The following is a 14,969-nucleotide window of genomic DNA, read 5'->3' as shown; positions in this document are numbered from 1 at the left end:
TGAGGTTATATCCCTGGGACATGACCGACAATCCCACCCCCTCTCCGTTCGCGCCCCATCCCGCCGGCCCCGATGCCACTGGAACGGGGACGACCGATTTCGGCTTCCGCGACGTTCCCGTGGCGGACAAGAAGCCGATGGTCCGCGCCGTGTTCGACAGCGTCGCCTCGCGCTACGACATCATGAACGACGTGATGTCGCTGGGCATCCATCGCGCCTGGAAGAAGATCTTCGTGACCGAGCTGGGCGCGCACCCCGACCTGACGCTGCTGGACCTGGCCGGCGGCACGGGCGACATCTCGTTCGGGTGGCTGCGCGCCGGCGGCGGGCAGGCGATCCTGTCGGACATCAATGCCAGCATGCTGGCCGTGGGGCGCAGCCGGGCACTGGAACGCGGCCTGATCTCCAGCCTGCGATTCGCCGTGATGGATGCCGAGGCGATTCCCCTGCCCGACCGCTCGGTCGACCGGGTGTCGATCGCCTTCGGCCTGCGCAACTGCACCGACAAGGACGCCGTGCTGCGCGAGGCCAGGCGCGTGCTGCGCCCGGGCGGCAAGTTCATGTGCCTGGAATTCTCGCGCGTGCAGGTGGCGGCGCTGTCGCCGATCTATGACGCGTGGTCGTTCAAGGTCCTGCCGCGCATGGGGGCCGCCATCGCCGGCGACCGCGACAGCTACCAGTACCTGGCCGAAAGCATCCGCATGTTCCCCGACCAGGAGACGCTGGCCGGCATGATGCGCGCCGCGGGGCTGGAGCGCGTGTCGGTCCGCAACCTGTCGGGCGGGATCGCCGCCATCCATTCCGGCTGGCGGATCTGAACGTGGCCGCCCCCCAGCCGGCCGCCCCTCACCCCGCCGGGGGGCGCACGGTCCTGCTGATCGTCTGCGGGGGGATCGCGGCGTACAAGACCCTGGAACTGATCCGGCTGCTGACGGCGGACGGCGTGCGCGTGCGCACCGTCCTGACCCGGGCGGGCGCGCAGTTCGTCACCCCGCTCAGCCTTCAGGCCCTGACCGGGGAACGGGTGTTCAGCGACCTGTTCTCGCTGACCGACGAGAGCGAGATGGGGCATATCGTCCTGTCCCGCTCGGGCGACCTGCTGGTGGTCTGCCCGGCGACGGCGGACATCATGGCCCGCATGGTCACGGGCCAGGCCGACGATTTGGCCAGCACCGTGCTGCTGGCGACCGACAAGCCGGTCATGATCGCGCCCGCGATGAATGTCCGCATGTGGGAACATCCCGCGACCCAGGCCAACCTGGCCACCCTGACCGCGCGCGGCGTCGCGGTCGTCGGGCCCGAAACCGGCCTGATGGCCTGCAACGAGACCGGGCCCGGCCGCCTGGCCGAACCCGCGCGGATCGCCGAGGCGATCTTCGGCCACTTCGCGGCCGGCGTGCGAAGCCCGTCTCTGGCCAGGCGGCACGCGCTTGTCACCGCCGGGCCGACGCACGAGCCGATCGATCCGGTGCGGTACCTGGCCAACCGGTCGTCGGGCCGGCAGGGTTACGAAATCGCGGCGGCGCTGGCGGCGCACGGCGCGCGCGTGACGCTGGTCAGCGGCCCGGTGGATATTCCGCCCCCGCCCGGTGTCGAACTGCGCGCCGTGGAAACCGCGATCCAGATGCAGGATGCCTGCCAGGACGCGCTGCCCTGCGACATCGCCGTCTGCACCGCCGCCGTGGCCGACTGGCGCGTCGCCCAGACCTCCGGTCACAAGATGAAGAAGGCCCCCGGCGCGCCCCCGCCGGTCCTGACCCTGGTGCCCAATCCCGATATCCTGGCGCAGTTGTCGCTGCCCGGCCCCGCGCGGCCGGCCCTGGTGGTGGGATTTGCCGCCGAAACCGACGATGTCGAGCAGCATGCCGGCACCAAGCGGCTGGACAAGGGCTGCGACTGGATCGTCGCCAACGACGTGCGGCCGGAAACCGGCATCATGGGCGGGACGGAAAACGAGATCACCCTCATCACCGCCGATGGCGCCGAACGCTGGCCGCGCCAGGACAAGGAATCCGTGGCCCGGCAGCTGGCCCGGCGGATCGCCGCCTTCTTTTCCCCCGACCGGAGTGTCCATGACCGTGCCCATCGTGTCTGCCATGCCGCGGACTGCCGCTGCCGGCTATCCACCGCCGGCGCCGCGGGCATTGACCTGCTGGCGGCGGTGACCGAACCCATTGTGGTGGTGGCGGGGGCGCGGGTGCTGGTGCCCACCGGCCTGTGTATCGCCCTGCCCCCGGGCTACGAACTGCAGGTTCGCCCCCGGTCCGGCCTGGCGCTGAAGCACGGGATCACGCTGCCCAATTCGCCCGGCACGATCGACGAGGATTATCGCGGCGAAATCGGCATCATCCTGCTGAATACCGGTGACGCGCCCCTGACCATCGAACGCGGCATGCGCATCGCCCAGGCCGTGCTGGCCCCCGTCGTCCGCGCCGCATGGCAGGAAGTCGAGACGCTGGACGAAACCACGCGATCCTCCGGCGGCTTCGGCAGCACGGGCGTCAGCCCGTAACGCGCGGCTGAGGCCCCCGGGGCGCGACGCCCCGGGACAACAGGAAAGAGGTTCATGACGGCGAGTTCGCTGCCCGCCCCTTCGTCCCGCCCGGCCCGGCCCAATGTGTTCGATCTGGCTGCCCTGCTGTGCATCATGGGGCTGGCGGTCGTGCTGGGCACGGCGGGGCGGCACATGCTGGCCCCGATATCGGCCCCCAACGCCGCCACCATCCACCTCGATCCCGCCTGGCTGCCGGGCTATGCGGTGCGCACCACCCTGCGGATGTTCGCGGCCCTGGGCGCGTCGCTGTTCTTCACCTTCACCTATGCGGTCTGGGCGGCCAAGAGCCCCCGGGCGGGGCTGGTGCTGGTGCCGGTGCTGGACGTGCTGCAATCCGTGCCGATCCTGGGGTTCCTGACCTTTACCGTCGTGTTCTTCATGGGCCTGTTCCCCGGGCGCATCCTGGGGGCGGAACTGGCCGCGATCTTCACCATCTTCACCAGCCAGGCCTGGAACATGGCCTTCAGCATGTACCAGTCCCTGCGGGCCGTCCCCCCCGACCTGGACGAGGTCGCGCGGTGTTTCGGCCTGACGGGATGGCAGAAATTCTGGCGGCTGGAGGTCCCGTTCGCCGTGCCGGGCCTGGTGTGGAACGCCATGATCTCGATGTCCGGCGGATGGTTCATGGTGGTGTATTCCGAGACGATCACGGTCGGGAACACCAATGTCCTGCTGCCCGGAATCGGGTCGTATGTCGGCACCGCCATCGCCCAGCGCGACCTGTGGGCGGTTCTGTATGCCATCGTGGCGATGATGGTGGTGATCCTGGCCTATGACCAGCTCGTCTTCCGGCCGCTGGTCGCGTGGTCGGGGCGCTTCGCCGCCACCGGCATCGAGGGCGCGTCCGCGTCCGACCCCTGGCTGCTGGTGCTGCTGCGCCGCACCGCCCTGCTGCGCCGGATCACGGACGCGATCGGCGACGGGCTGACGGCGATCGGCGGCCTGAAGCTGGGCCGCCGCCCGTCCGATGCGCGCCGCACCCCGCTGGTCCCCGACCGCATCCGCGACGTGGTCTGGGCGGTCGGGCTGGCCATGCTGTCCGGCGGGGCCGCGTGGCAGGTCTGGCTCTATGCGCGCGCGACCATCTCCATGGCGGAATTCCTCCATGTCGTGTCGCTGGGCGGCCTGACGCTGGCGCGGGTGGTGGCGATGGTTCTGCTGGCCTCGCTGATCTGGGTGCCGGCGGGGGTCTGGCTGGGGCTGGACCCGGTGCGGGCGCGGCGGGCCCAGTTCATCGCCCAATTCATGGCCGCCTTTCCGGCCAACCTGTTCTTCCCGATCTTCGTCCTGTTCATCGTCCATTTTCATCTGAGCAGCGATATCTGGCTGACGCCGCTGATGATCCTGGGCACCCAGTGGTATATCCTGTTCAACGTCGTGGCCGGGGCCGCGTCCTATCCCGCCGACCTGCTGGAGGTCGCGCGCAGCCTGCAGGTCGGCGGACGGCTATGGTGGCTGCGGGTCATCCTGCCCGGGATCGTGCCGTTCTACATCACCGGCGCCATCACGGCGTCGGGCGGGGCATGGAATGCGGCGATCGCGGCCGAGGTCGCAAGCTGGGGCGACGATCACCTGTCCGCCCACGGCCTGGGCGCCTACATCGCCCACGCCACCGTTGCCGGCGACACCGCGCATGTCGGGCTGGGCATGACGGTCATGGCGGCGTTCGTCCTGCTGTTCAACCGTGCCGTCTGGCGCCCGCTTGCCGAATATGCCCGCCGCCACTTCACCCTGAGCTGAGACCGCGCCCCATGACCAGCCAACCGGCCCCTGCCTCTGCCCCTGTCTCTGCTCCCGCGCAGGAAGAACTGATCCGCATCGTCGCCTGCCGCCAAGCCTATCACAAGGAAAGCGCCGCCGACCTGGTGGTGCTGGACGATGTGAACCTGACCCTGCGATCGGGCGAGATCGTGGGCCTGCTGGGCCGGTCGGGGTCGGGCAAATCCACCCTGCTGCGCATCATCGCCGGCCTGCTGCCCCCCAGCGCGGGCGATGTCCTATGGAAGGGGCGGCCTGTCCTGGGACCCGTTCCCGGCATCGCGATGGTGTTCCAGTCCTTCGCGCTGTTTCCCTGGCTGACCGTGCAGAAGAATGTCGAGCTGGGGCTGGAGGCCAAGGGCGTCCCGGCGGCGGAGCGCGACCGGCTGGCCGAGGCCGTGATCGACCTGATCGGACTGGGCGGTTACGAAAACGCCTATCCCAAGGAGCTGTCGGGCGGAATGCGCCAGCGCGTCGGACTGGCGCGGGCGCTGGTCGTGCAGCCGGACCTGCTGCTGATGGACGAGCCGTTCTCGGCGCTGGACGTGCTGACGGCGGAAAACCTGCGCACCGACCTGATCGAACTGTGGGCCGAGCACAAGCTGCCGGTCAAATCGCTGCTGCTGGTGACCCATAATATCGAGGAAGCGGTGCTGATGTGCGACCGCATCCTGGTCTTTTCCTCCAATCCCGGCCGGGTCGCGCACGAACTGGCGGTGCCGTTCCCCCACCCTCGCAACCGCGAGGACCCGGCCTTCCGGCATCTGGTCGACCGGATCTATGCCCTGATGACCCGCCGGGCCCCGATCGTGTCCGAAGCCGAGCTGCCCTCGGGCGATGAGATTCCGCCGCCGGCCTCCCCGGTCCAGGTCGCCCTGCCCTCGCTGCCGATGAACGCCATGGTCGGCATGATGGAAACCCTGGCCGCCGAACCGCTGAACGGCCGGGCGGACCTGCCGCTGCTGGCCTCGCGCCTGCAGCTTGAACTGGACGACCTGTTTCCGCTGGGCGAATCGCTGCAGCTTCTGGAATTCGCGGAACTGGAGGACGGCGACATCCTGCTGACGGCCGAAGGCGCGCGCTTCGTGCAGAGCACGCACGACGAACGCCGCCAGATCCTGTGGCACAGCCTGCTGCACAATATCCCGATGGTGCGCACCATCCGCTCGGTCCTCGACGAACGGCCCAACCATCGCGCCAGCGCCGAACGCTTCCGCGACGAACTGGAAGACAGCATGTCCCCCGACTATGCCAGGCAGACCCTGCAGACCCTGATCGGCTGGGCCCGCTACGCCGAACTGTTCGATTTCGACGAGGAAGCGGACCAGTTGTTCCTGGATGACGAGATGGAGTGATCGGCCGATATACTTTCCTACCCCAGCGCCAGCCGGTCCTGGAACGACCGTCGCACCTTCGACACCTTGGGTGAGATCACCGCCGCGCAATATCCCCGTTCGGGATGCTTCGCGAAATAATTGTGGTGATAATCTTCGGCCTCGTAGAACTGCTCCAGGGGCAGGATCTCGGTGACGATCGGGTCGGCCCAGAGTTTCGACGCGGCGATTTCATCGCGGACCGCGCGGGCGGTGGCCGCCTGTTCCGGTGTCGCGGTGAAGATGACCGACCGGTACTGGGTGCCGGAATCCGGCCCCTGCCGATTCAGGGTGGTAGGGTCGTGGATCGTGAAGAAAATCCGCACCAGGTCGGCATAGGACAGGATCGCGGGGTCGAACGTGACGCGCACGATCTCGGCATGGCCGGTCCGCCCGCTGCAGACCTGTTCGTATGTCGGGGCCGCCAGCGTGCCGCCGGCATAGCCCGGCGCCACGTCCGTGATCCCAGCCAGTTCCCGCAGCATCGCCTCGACGCACCAGAAACAGCCTCCGCCCAGATAGGCGACCTCCGTCCGGGGGGCTCGCGTCATGTCATCCATTATCCGCCTTCCTTCCACCCCTCACGCTCCGGGGGCGTTCGTTCCCTGCAAGATGTGACGCCCGCCACCCGATTAAAAGAGAAGGGATGGTGATGGGGGCGCGTGGATCAGGCCAACCGCGCCAGCGCGGCATCCAGACGGGCGCGCTCGTCCTGCTGCTGGGCCAGGCGCTCGCGGTTTTCCTCGACGATCTCGGGCTTGGCGCGGGCGATGAAATCGGCGTTACCGAGCTTGCGCTCGACCTTCGCGATTTCCTCGTCCATCTTGGCGCGCTCCTTTTCCAGCCGCTGCCGCTCCTGCGCCAGGTCGATGATGCCGGCCAGCGGAATGACCAGCGTGGCCTCGTCCACCACAAGCTGCGCCGCGCCCTCGGGCATGTCGCCCGCCAGGACCTCGACCGCCGAGACGCGTGCCATCCGGCCGATCGCTTCCTCCCACCGCGTCGCGCGCGCCACCGTCGCCTCCGCCGCGTCGCGCAGCAGGACGGGGGCCAGGCGCGACGGCGGCACGTTCATTTCGGCCCGCACGGTACGGATGGCGGAAATGAAGCGGATCACCCACTCCATCTCGGCCGCCGCCGCCCCGCCATCCATGGGACGGGCCGGCGTGGGCCACGCCGTCGTCATCAGGCTGCCCTTCTCGCCATAGCCGAACTGCGCCCACAGATCGTCGGTGACGAAGGGCATGACCGGCTGCAGGATGCGCAGGATGATCCCCAGCACATGCGCCGCCACGGCGCGGATTTCGGCCGCCTGCTCCGCATCCCCCCCGGTGAAGACCGGCTTGGCGAATTCCAGGAACCAGTCGCAGAAGCAGTTCCATACGAAGCGGTAGCAGGTGGCCGCGTATTCGTCGAAACGGAAGGCCTCCAGCGCCGCGTCGGCCTCGGCCACCGCGCGGGCGGCCTCGCCCAGGACCCACCGCCCCAGGGGCGAGGACACGGCGTCCGGCCGGAAATCGGCCACCGGTGCGACGCCGTTCATTTCGCAGAACCGCGCGGCGTTCCAGATCTTGGTGACGAAGGAACGGTGTTCCTCGATCCGCTTCTGGCCCAGCTTCACGTCGCGGCCCAGCCCGGTCAGCGCGCAGACGGTAAAGCGCATGGCGTCGGCGCCGTACTGCTCGACCATGTCCAGCGGGTCGATACCGTTGCCCTTGCTCTTGGACATCTTCTGGCCGCGCTCGTCCCGGACCAGGCCGTGGATGAACACGGTGCGGAACGGCACGTCCTTCATGAAATGCAGGCCCATCATCATCATCCGGGCCACCCAGAAGAAGATGATGTCGAAGCCCGTCACCAGCACGTCGGTCGGGTAATAGCGCGCCAGTTCCGCCGTCTGCTCCGGCCAGCCCAGGGTGGAGAACGGCCACAGCGCGGAGGAGAACCAGGTATCCAGCACGTCCTCGTCACGCGTCAGGGCCTCCTCGCGCCCGTAATGGGCCAGGGCCTCGGCGCGCGCCCCGTCCTCGTCCCGCGCCACGAAGACGTGGCCGTCCGGCCCGTACCAGGCCGGGATGCGGTGGCCCCACCACAATTGCCGGCTGATGCACCAGGGCTGGATCTCGCGCATCCAGGCGAAGAAGGTGTTTTCCCATTGCTGGGGCACGAAGCGCACCTGCCCGGTTTCCACGGCTTCGATGGCGGGGCCCGCCAGGGTGGCGGCGTCGCAATACCATTGCGTGGTCAGGCGCGGTTCGACGACCGCGCCGCTGCGTTCGGCATGCGGGACCTGGTTGCGGTGCGGCTCGATCTTCTCCAGCCAGCCCAGGCGCTCCAGTTCCGCGACCACGGCCTTTCGCGCCGCGTCGCGGCCCATGCCTTCCAGCCCGCGCACGAAAGCCGGGTCGGCCAGGCCGTCCTCGGAGCGCAGTTCGTCCGCGATCTCCGCCAGCGTGATGCGCGCGTCCTCGTCCAGCACGCTGGGCATGGCCAGCTTGTGGCAGCGGCCGACCTCGAAATCGTTGAAATCATGCGCGGGCGTGATCTTGACCGCGCCGCTGCCCTTCTCGGGGTCGGAATGCAGGTCCGCCACGATGGGAATGCGCCGCCCCGTCAGCGGCAGGACGACCGAACGGCCGACCAGGTCGGCGTACCGCGAATCCTCGGGGTGAACGGCCACCGCCATGTCGCCCAGCAGGGTTTCCGGCCGCGTCGTGGCCACGGTGATGGTGCGGCCCGCGGCGTCGCCTTCGACCGGATAGCGGATGTACCACAGGCTGCCCTGGACCTCGCGGTTATCGACTTCCAGGTCCGAAATCGCCGAACGGAAGGCCGGGTCCCAGTTCACCAGCCGCCGGTCGCGATAGATCAGGCCCTGCTGGTACAGGGTGACGAAGACCTCGCGCACCGCCTGCGACAGGCCGTCATCCATCGTGAAGCGTTCGCGCGGCCAGTCCAGCGATGCCCCCAGTCGGCGCAGTTGGGTGGTGATGCCGCCGCCGGATTCCGCCTTCCACTGCCACACCCGCTGTTCGAAGGCCTCACGCCCCAGGTCCCGGCGGCTGATGCCTTCCTTCTGCAGGGTGCGTTCCACCACCATCTGCGTCGCGATGCCGGCATGGTCGGTTCCCGGCTGCCACAGCGTGTCACGCCCCTGCATCCGCCGCCAGCGAATCAACGTGTCCTGCAGCGTCATCGTCAGTGCGTGGCCCACATGCAGGGTGCCGGTGACGTTGGGCGGCGGGATCATGATCGTATAGGGCTGGGCGCTGCTGTGCGGATCGGCCGAAAACGCGCCGCTCCGCTCCCATTCGGCATAGAGGGCGGATTCGATCTCGCCGGGCGAGAAAGACTTGTTCAGCATCGCGAAAGCCAGACCTGACAGGGAAAGGGAATCCGCCGCTTATACCCAAATTCCCGCCGAAAGAAACTTTCCCGGGTCGGCGGAGCGGCCGGCGCGTGTTTTCGAGCATCGAAGCGGAGCGACCTTACGGGCCGAGAGCATCGAAGCACAGAAAACGCGCGTCGGATCGCCGGCAGCGGGGCTTTTGAAGCAGCCTGTCAGCGGCCTGGCTGGTCGGTGGCCTGGTCGCCGATGCCCCACGGGCGGTCCTTGACCGCCTTGTAATAGGCGGTCTCGTCATAGCGCGGGACGTCCAGCTTCAGGTCCGCCGCCGTCAGCCGCCCGATAGCGGCCGCCACGCCGTATGACGCGGTGACGAGATTGCTCAGGCTCTGCACCAGCGCGACCTGGGCCTGAAGCAGGGTCTGCTGCTGCTGCAGGACTTCCAGCGTCGTGCTGGTGCCCACGATCGCCTGGCGCTCCACCCCGTCCAGGGCGACGATGTTCGACGCGATGGCGGTGCGGTCGCTCTGGATCGAGGCCGCATAGGCCATCAGTTGCTGCCAGTTGGACGAGGCGAGCTGCAACGCGGCGCGGCGCTGGATGTCGACCGCGCGATGCGCCTGGGCCACCTGCTGGCGCGCCTGGCGGACGGCGGCATATTCCGATCCGCCCTGGTAGAGCGGGAACTGGACGTTCAGCGTCGCGTATTTCTCGTCCTCCAGCGACCGGCCGCTGCTCTGGTTGATGCTGTGGACGTAGCTGGCATCGGCCGTCACCTTGGGCAGGATCGCCGCCATGGCGACGGCGACCCCGTCCTTGTTCGACGCCTCGGAGAACAGGGCGGCGATCACGTTCGGATTGTTCTGCACCGCCTGGGCGATCGCCTCGTTCTGCGACTTCACCGGCAGCACCAGCGGCTGCGGCGGCACCAGGTTGGGGGGCGGCGACATGCCGACCACCTGGGTGTAGGTCGCCTGCGCCGTCTGCAGCGTGCCCTCGGCCTCCTGCCGGGCGGCGCGGGCGCTGGCCAGCGCGGCCTCGGCCTGGGCCACGTCGGTGCGGGTGATCTCGCCCACGCGGAAGCGCTCGGACGTGGCGCGGAGCTGTTCCTGCAGCACCTTCTCGTTATTGATGTTCAACTGCAGCAACTGTTCGTCTTCGATCACGCCGACATAGGCGCTGACGACGCTGCTGAAGACCTGCTGTTCGGTCGCGATCAGCCGGGCGCGTTCCGCCATCACGGCATTGACCGCCTTGTGGGTGCTGGCGGTGGTCTTGCCGCCGGTATAGATCGGCTGGGAAAGCGACACGCCGCCGGTATAGCCCGGCACGTCGAACCGCCTTGAATACCAGGCGTACCCTTCCTGCCGCGCCACCGCGTTGAGGCCGGAGTAATAGGTCATGTTCACGTTGGTGCTGACGGTCGGGCGCCAGCCGGCGAGCGCGGTCGGCACCTGCTCGTCCGTCGCGCGCAGGGCCGCGCGCTCCTGCTGCAGCGTCGGATTGGTCAGGTAGGACGCCGCCAGCGCTTCCTGCAGCGTATGGGGAACGAAGGACGGGGACCCGCTGCCGTCATAGCGCTGGGCCCAGGCCGTGGTGCCGCACAGCAGCGCCGCCAGCCCCGCCCCGATCCCACAGTTCCGCTTCATTCCGCTCCCCCGCGACAATGCCACCTCAGGCCGCATGACGTGTTTCATGCACGCAAACGGTTGCGAACGGGTTTACAGCCTTCAGAACGCAAAGGCAGGCGCGGGCTCCAGTTCCGGCAGCAGCGGCAGGGCGACGTCGAAGACCCGGCGGACCGCCAGCCCCTGCGCGGTGGGCTCGGCGATGCAGGCGGAGGCGACGCCCCCCTGGGGCCAGATGACGCAGACGATGCGCCCGTGCTCGGCCAGTTGTCCCGGCAGGGCATGCGGGACCTCACGCACCGCCCCGTCGATCACGATCAGGTCGAACGGCGCATGCGCGGGGTCGCCCGCCTGCAGCGGGCCGTCCACCCAGGTGACGCCCGGTGCCTCGACCGCGCAGAAGGCCTTGCCGATCGCGCTGAGCGCGGCATCGGATTCCAGGGCCGTGACCTGCAGTTCCAGCCGGGCCAGCAGCGCGGCCAGGTAGCCCGTCCCGGCCCCCACCACCAGGGCGCGCTGCGCGGCCTGCGGGGCCGCGATCTGCACCATCCGCCCGGCAATGCGCGGTTCCGTCAGCACGCGGCCGCGGCCGATCTCCAGGCTCTGGTCGGCATAGGCGAAGGGGCGCAGCGCCTCGGGGACGCAGTCCTCGCGCGGCAGGGCACGCATCGCCGCGATGATTCGCGAATCGTTGATCGCCACCGGGCGGATCTGCGCATCCACCATCCTTTGCCGCGCGGCATCGTAATCGAGGACGGCTTCTCCAAGCGCGGACTGGTTCATGACGCTCCCTTCACAACTTTCCCGACCGCACGGCAAGCGGCACAGGGCCGTTTTATGTCCCTGCGTTCCATCTGCCTAGCATGTCCCGTGCACACAACGGCTTGACCGCGCGGGGCAGAGCGTGGATATAGCCAACGCGCCCGGTCAGGTCCGGTGGCAGAATGGTGATGCAGCGGACTGCAAATCCGCGAATGTGGGTTCGATTCCCGCCCGGACCTCCAAGCAAGCCCGACAGGCGCCCCCTTTCAATGATTCGCGTGGCGCATGGCAGCATTGCCGTGCCGGATTCACGCGCGGCTTCGGCGCCAACGCATTCACTAAAAGGTGAACACGTTGGCGTTTTTATCAGGCGAATCGCTCGGCGAAGGCCGCCGCCGCGCCGAACAGGCCGGGCTGCGGGTGGGTGATCAGCTTGACCGGCATGTCGGCCATCAGCGATTCGAATCGCCCCTTGGCGACGAATCGCTCGGCGAATCCGGACCGGGGCAGATGCTGGGCCAGCCGCAGGCCCAGGCCGCCCGCGATCACCACGCTGTTGCCACCCTGCGACAGCGCCAGGTCACCGGCGACGGCCCCCAGCGCCAGGCAGAATCGCTCCAGCGCCGCCGCGGCCATATGGTCGGCTCCGTCCAGCGCCAGGGTCCATAATTCCTTGTCGTCGCGCGTGCGGACCGGCAGGCCCTCGATTTCGGCGATCGCCTCGTACAGATTGACCAGCCCCGGGCCCGACACGACGCGCTCGGTCGACACGCGGCGATATCGCCGGCGCAGGCGCTGCAGGATCTTGTCCTCCAGCATGTCGAGGGGCGAGAAATCGACATGGCCGCCTTCGGTCTCGCACACCAGATAGCGGCCGTCCCGCCGCACGACATAGGCGGTGCCCAGCCCCGTTCCCGGCCCGACGATGGTCGTCACCCCGCTGGCGGGCAGCGGCCGGTCCGGGCCGCACAGGTGCTGCAGATGGGCCGCGTCCACCTGGGCCACGGCGTGGCCCACCGCGCCGAAATCATTGACCAGCACATGCTGGTCCACATCCAGCTTCGCGGCCAGTTGGGCCGGCTGGATGATCCAGGGATTGTTCGTCAGCTTCAGGATATCGCCCTGCACCGGGCAGGCGACGGCGATGCCCGCCGCACGCGGCAGGGTGCGGCCGACCTGACGGGCGAAGGACTCCCACGCCAGTTGCAGGCTGGCATGCTCCGCGCATTTCAGGGTGGTGGCTTCCCCCAGGTGGGTGACACGGCCGCCCTCGACACCGGCAATGGCGAAACGCGCATGAGTCCCGCCGATATCGACGGCTACGATCTCTCTCATGTCCTGTCAGACTCCCTGGATCTTCCTTGCCCGGCAGGTACCCGGGGCACGTTTTCGTTATCGGCCCGATCGGGTTTCCCGTCCCGACGCCACAACGTCAAGTGCGGAATGGAGATCAAGGGAAATCAGGCCGGCCGGCATTATCCCGCGGCGCGGGGCGCCTGGTCGGCCTTCAGGCGCCGCATGATGGCGTCGCGGATCGGGCGGGGCATGATGATATCGAGGATGCGCAGGCCGGCGAACAGGCGGGGGAAGATCAGGTGCGGGCGTTCTTCCTCCACCGCGCGGGCAATCAGGCGGGCCGCCTGGGGCGCGGTCTGCATGAAGGGCTTCGCGCTGCTGACCCGGCGGCTCATCGGGGTATCGACGAACCCGGGCGAGACCAGCGTCACGCCGACCCCATATTCCGCCAGGCCGTTGCGCAGCGCCTCGGCAAAGCGCGTCAGCCCGGCCTTGGACCCGGAATAGCCCGCCGCGAACGGCAGGGCGTGGAACGCCGCGACCGAGCCCAGCAGCACGATATGCCCCCGCTGTCGCAGAACCATGCGTTCAGCCCCCGCCGTGGCCAGCGCCGCCGGGGTGGCGTAGTTCACCAGCCCCAGTTCCAGCACCGTTTCCGCCCGTTCGGTCCGCTCGGCATGCTGGCGCATGTCGCCCAGCCCGGCCGCCAGGATCAGCAGGTCCACGGGGTGGTCGGTGTCATCCTCGCGAAAGGACGCGATCGCCGCGTGCCCGTCGGCCAGGTCCAGCACCCGGGTCCGCACGGTGGCACCCATGGTGCGGCAATCCCGCGCCACCCGTTCCAGCCGCGCGGCGTCACGCCCCCACAGGACCAGCGTCCGGCCGGACCGGGCATAGAACCGGGCCAGTTCGGCGCCGATGCCGCTGGAGGCCCCCGTTATCAGGACGGTCACGGGATCGAAGCGGATTTCCCCGTTCTGCTGCGCGTTGGCCATCGGGCCCCTTTCTTTTGATGCCGATTCCATGTCATCAGCACGCGGTCGGCCGTCACAGCCGGCCCAGTTCCCCCAGACACCGGACCGGTCATGAACGAAGCGGATCAACTTGTCATTACCCCGGTATCCAGCTTCCGTCAGATGTCCCTCTTCATCCGCCTGCCCCGCCTGCTCTATGCCGGATTGCCGGGTTACGTCCCGCCGCTGGACATGGAGCAGAAGGATCTGCTGCATCCGCGCAAGACCGCGTTCTTCCGCCACGGCCGGGCGCGGTATTTCCTGGCAATGCGCGCGGGAAAGCCCGTCGGCCGCATCTCGGCGCAGGTCGACGACCTCGCTATCGAAACCCTGGGCGAGAATATTGGCTTTTTCGGGGCGCTGGACGCCGTCGACGACGCGTCCGTCGTCTCCGCCCTGCTCGATGCCGCCTGCGCGTGGCTGCGCCGGCAGGGGATGGACACGGCCCGGGGCCCCTTCACCCTGAATGCCAACGGCGAGCTGGGCATGATGATCGAGGGCCACCGGGCACCGCCGATGATCGCCATGCCCTGGCATCCGCACTGGCTGCCGCCCCTGGTCGAAGCCTGCGGCTTCGCCAAGGCGATGGATTTCGTGGCCTACCAGATGGAGACCGGACCGGGCGCCGAGCAGGCGCACCTGGTGCCCTCCGGCCTGCGCCTGGGCGAAGGGCGGCTGGGCAGCATCACCACGCGCGGCATCCGCCGCAGGCAGATCGCCGAGGACGGCGAGATCCTGCGCCGGCTCTATAATGATGCGTGGCGCAACAACTGGGGTTTCGTCCCGCTGACCCAGGACGAGATGACCGGCATGATAAGGCAGATGCGGCCGATCCTGAAGTCGGAGCATTTCGTGCTGATCGAACAGGATGGCGAGCCGGTGGCGGTCGCCCTGGTGGTGCCCAACCTGTACGACATCGCGGGCGACCTGGGCGGCGCGCCCACCCCGCTGGGCTGGGTCAAGCTGGCCGAGCGGCTGGTGCGCCACCGCTTCCATTCCGCGCGGGTCATCCTGCTGGGCGTCAGTTCGAAGCTGGAGGGCACGGCCCTGGGCGCCATCATGCCCGCCCAGGCCATTGCCGAACTGATGCGGCGCGGCCGGTCCCTGCCCTATCGCATGGTCGAGATGGGATGGATCCTGGAGACCAACCTGCCGATGCGCCGGCTGATCGAACGCCTGGCCCCCGAACCCTGCAAGCGCTACCGGGTCTATGACCGGGTGCTGGGCCGCTGATCGTCT

Annotated in this window: 11 protein-coding genes, 1 tRNA gene and 1 pseudogene; 7 read left to right on the top strand and 6 right to left on the bottom strand. The window is 68.6% G+C overall.

All coding sequences use genetic code 11. The features are described from left to right. The first annotated feature begins 20 nt into the window (after positions 1 to 20). From GDI_RS08400 to GDI_RS08380, 5 genes and pseudogenes are all read left to right on the top strand, one after another. Positions 21 to 818 carry a class I SAM-dependent methyltransferase gene (locus GDI_RS08400; RefSeq protein ID WP_012225279.1) on the top strand — a complete coding sequence of 266 codons (798 nt, stop codon included), beginning with the start codon at positions 21 to 23 and terminating at the stop codon, positions 816 to 818. A 2-nt stretch (positions 819 to 820) separates the two neighbouring features. Continuing rightward, positions 821 to 2,053: pseudogene (gene coaBC / locus GDI_RS08395) on the top strand (bifunctional phosphopantothenoylcysteine decarboxylase/phosphopantothenate--cysteine ligase CoaBC); the annotation flags it as partial. 108 nt (positions 2,054 to 2,161) lie between these two features. Beyond that, positions 2,162 to 2,512, top strand: coding sequence for a dUTP diphosphatase (gene dut / locus GDI_RS20035; protein WP_408735213.1), 351 nt, complete (start codon positions 2,162 to 2,164; stop codon positions 2,510 to 2,512). A 54-nt stretch (positions 2,513 to 2,566) separates the two neighbouring features. Beyond that, the gene (locus GDI_RS08385) at positions 2,567 to 4,294 is read left to right on the top strand and encodes an ABC transporter permease (RefSeq protein ID WP_012225277.1); all 1,728 of its coding nucleotides are present in this window, start codon (positions 2,567 to 2,569) and stop codon (positions 4,292 to 4,294) included. Positions 4,295 to 4,305: 11 nt separating this feature from the next. Beyond that, positions 4,306 to 5,667, top strand: a complete 1,362-nt coding sequence (locus GDI_RS08380) for an ABC transporter ATP-binding protein (RefSeq protein WP_012225276.1) — start codon at positions 4,306 to 4,308, stop codon at positions 5,665 to 5,667. A gap of 17 nt (positions 5,668 to 5,684) precedes the next feature. Here GDI_RS08380 and msrA read toward each other — a convergent pair whose 3' ends face one another. The 4 genes from msrA to GDI_RS08360 form a co-directional block, all read right to left on the bottom strand. Then, positions 5,685 to 6,245 carry a peptide-methionine (S)-S-oxide reductase MsrA gene (gene msrA, locus GDI_RS08375; RefSeq protein WP_012555010.1) on the bottom strand — a complete coding sequence of 187 codons (561 nt, stop codon included), beginning with the start codon at positions 6,243 to 6,245 and terminating at the stop codon, positions 5,685 to 5,687. A gap of 107 nt (positions 6,246 to 6,352) precedes the next feature. After that, positions 6,353 to 9,049: a valine--tRNA ligase gene (locus GDI_RS08370; RefSeq protein ID WP_012225274.1), complete on the bottom strand. Its 2,697-nt coding sequence runs from the start codon at positions 9,047 to 9,049 to the stop codon at positions 6,353 to 6,355. Between the two features lie 197 nt (positions 9,050 to 9,246). Then, positions 9,247 to 10,680 (bottom strand): TolC family outer membrane protein, encoded by a 1,434-nt coding sequence (locus tag GDI_RS08365; RefSeq protein WP_012225273.1) that lies wholly within the window; start codon positions 10,678 to 10,680, stop codon positions 9,247 to 9,249. A gap of 81 nt (positions 10,681 to 10,761) precedes the next feature. Then, the gene (locus GDI_RS08360; RefSeq protein WP_012555008.1) at positions 10,762 to 11,442 is read right to left on the bottom strand and encodes a protein-L-isoaspartate O-methyltransferase family protein; all 681 of its coding nucleotides are present in this window, start codon (positions 11,440 to 11,442) and stop codon (positions 10,762 to 10,764) included. A 147-nt stretch (positions 11,443 to 11,589) separates the two neighbouring features. Between GDI_RS08360 and GDI_RS08355 the strand changes: the two genes are divergently transcribed. After that, positions 11,590 to 11,663 (top strand) — tRNA-Cys (locus tag GDI_RS08355). A gap of 124 nt (positions 11,664 to 11,787) precedes the next feature. On the opposite strand, the gene glk is transcribed toward GDI_RS08355, so the two are convergent. Together glk and GDI_RS08345 are read right to left on the bottom strand one after the other, a co-directional pair. Further along, positions 11,788 to 12,756 (bottom strand): glucokinase, encoded by a 969-nt coding sequence (glk, locus tag GDI_RS08350; RefSeq protein ID WP_012225271.1) that lies wholly within the window; start codon positions 12,754 to 12,756, stop codon positions 11,788 to 11,790. A 140-nt stretch (positions 12,757 to 12,896) separates the two neighbouring features. Then, positions 12,897 to 13,712, bottom strand: coding sequence for an SDR family NAD(P)-dependent oxidoreductase (locus GDI_RS08345; RefSeq protein WP_012555007.1), 816 nt, complete (start codon positions 13,710 to 13,712; stop codon positions 12,897 to 12,899). Positions 13,713 to 13,802: 90 nt separating this feature from the next. Between GDI_RS08345 and GDI_RS08340 the strand changes: the two genes are divergently transcribed. Beyond that, on the top strand, positions 13,803 to 14,963 hold the full coding sequence (locus GDI_RS08340) for a GNAT family N-acetyltransferase (RefSeq protein ID WP_012225269.1): 1,161 nt from the start codon (positions 13,803 to 13,805) through the stop codon (positions 14,961 to 14,963). Positions 14,964 to 14,969: the final 6 nt, after the last annotated feature.

The organism is Gluconacetobacter diazotrophicus PA1 5 (genome assembly GCF_000067045.1).
Classification (GTDB): domain Bacteria; phylum Pseudomonadota; class Alphaproteobacteria; order Acetobacterales; family Acetobacteraceae; genus Gluconacetobacter; species Gluconacetobacter diazotrophicus.
This window is presented reverse-complemented; position numbering and strand designations above follow the sequence as displayed.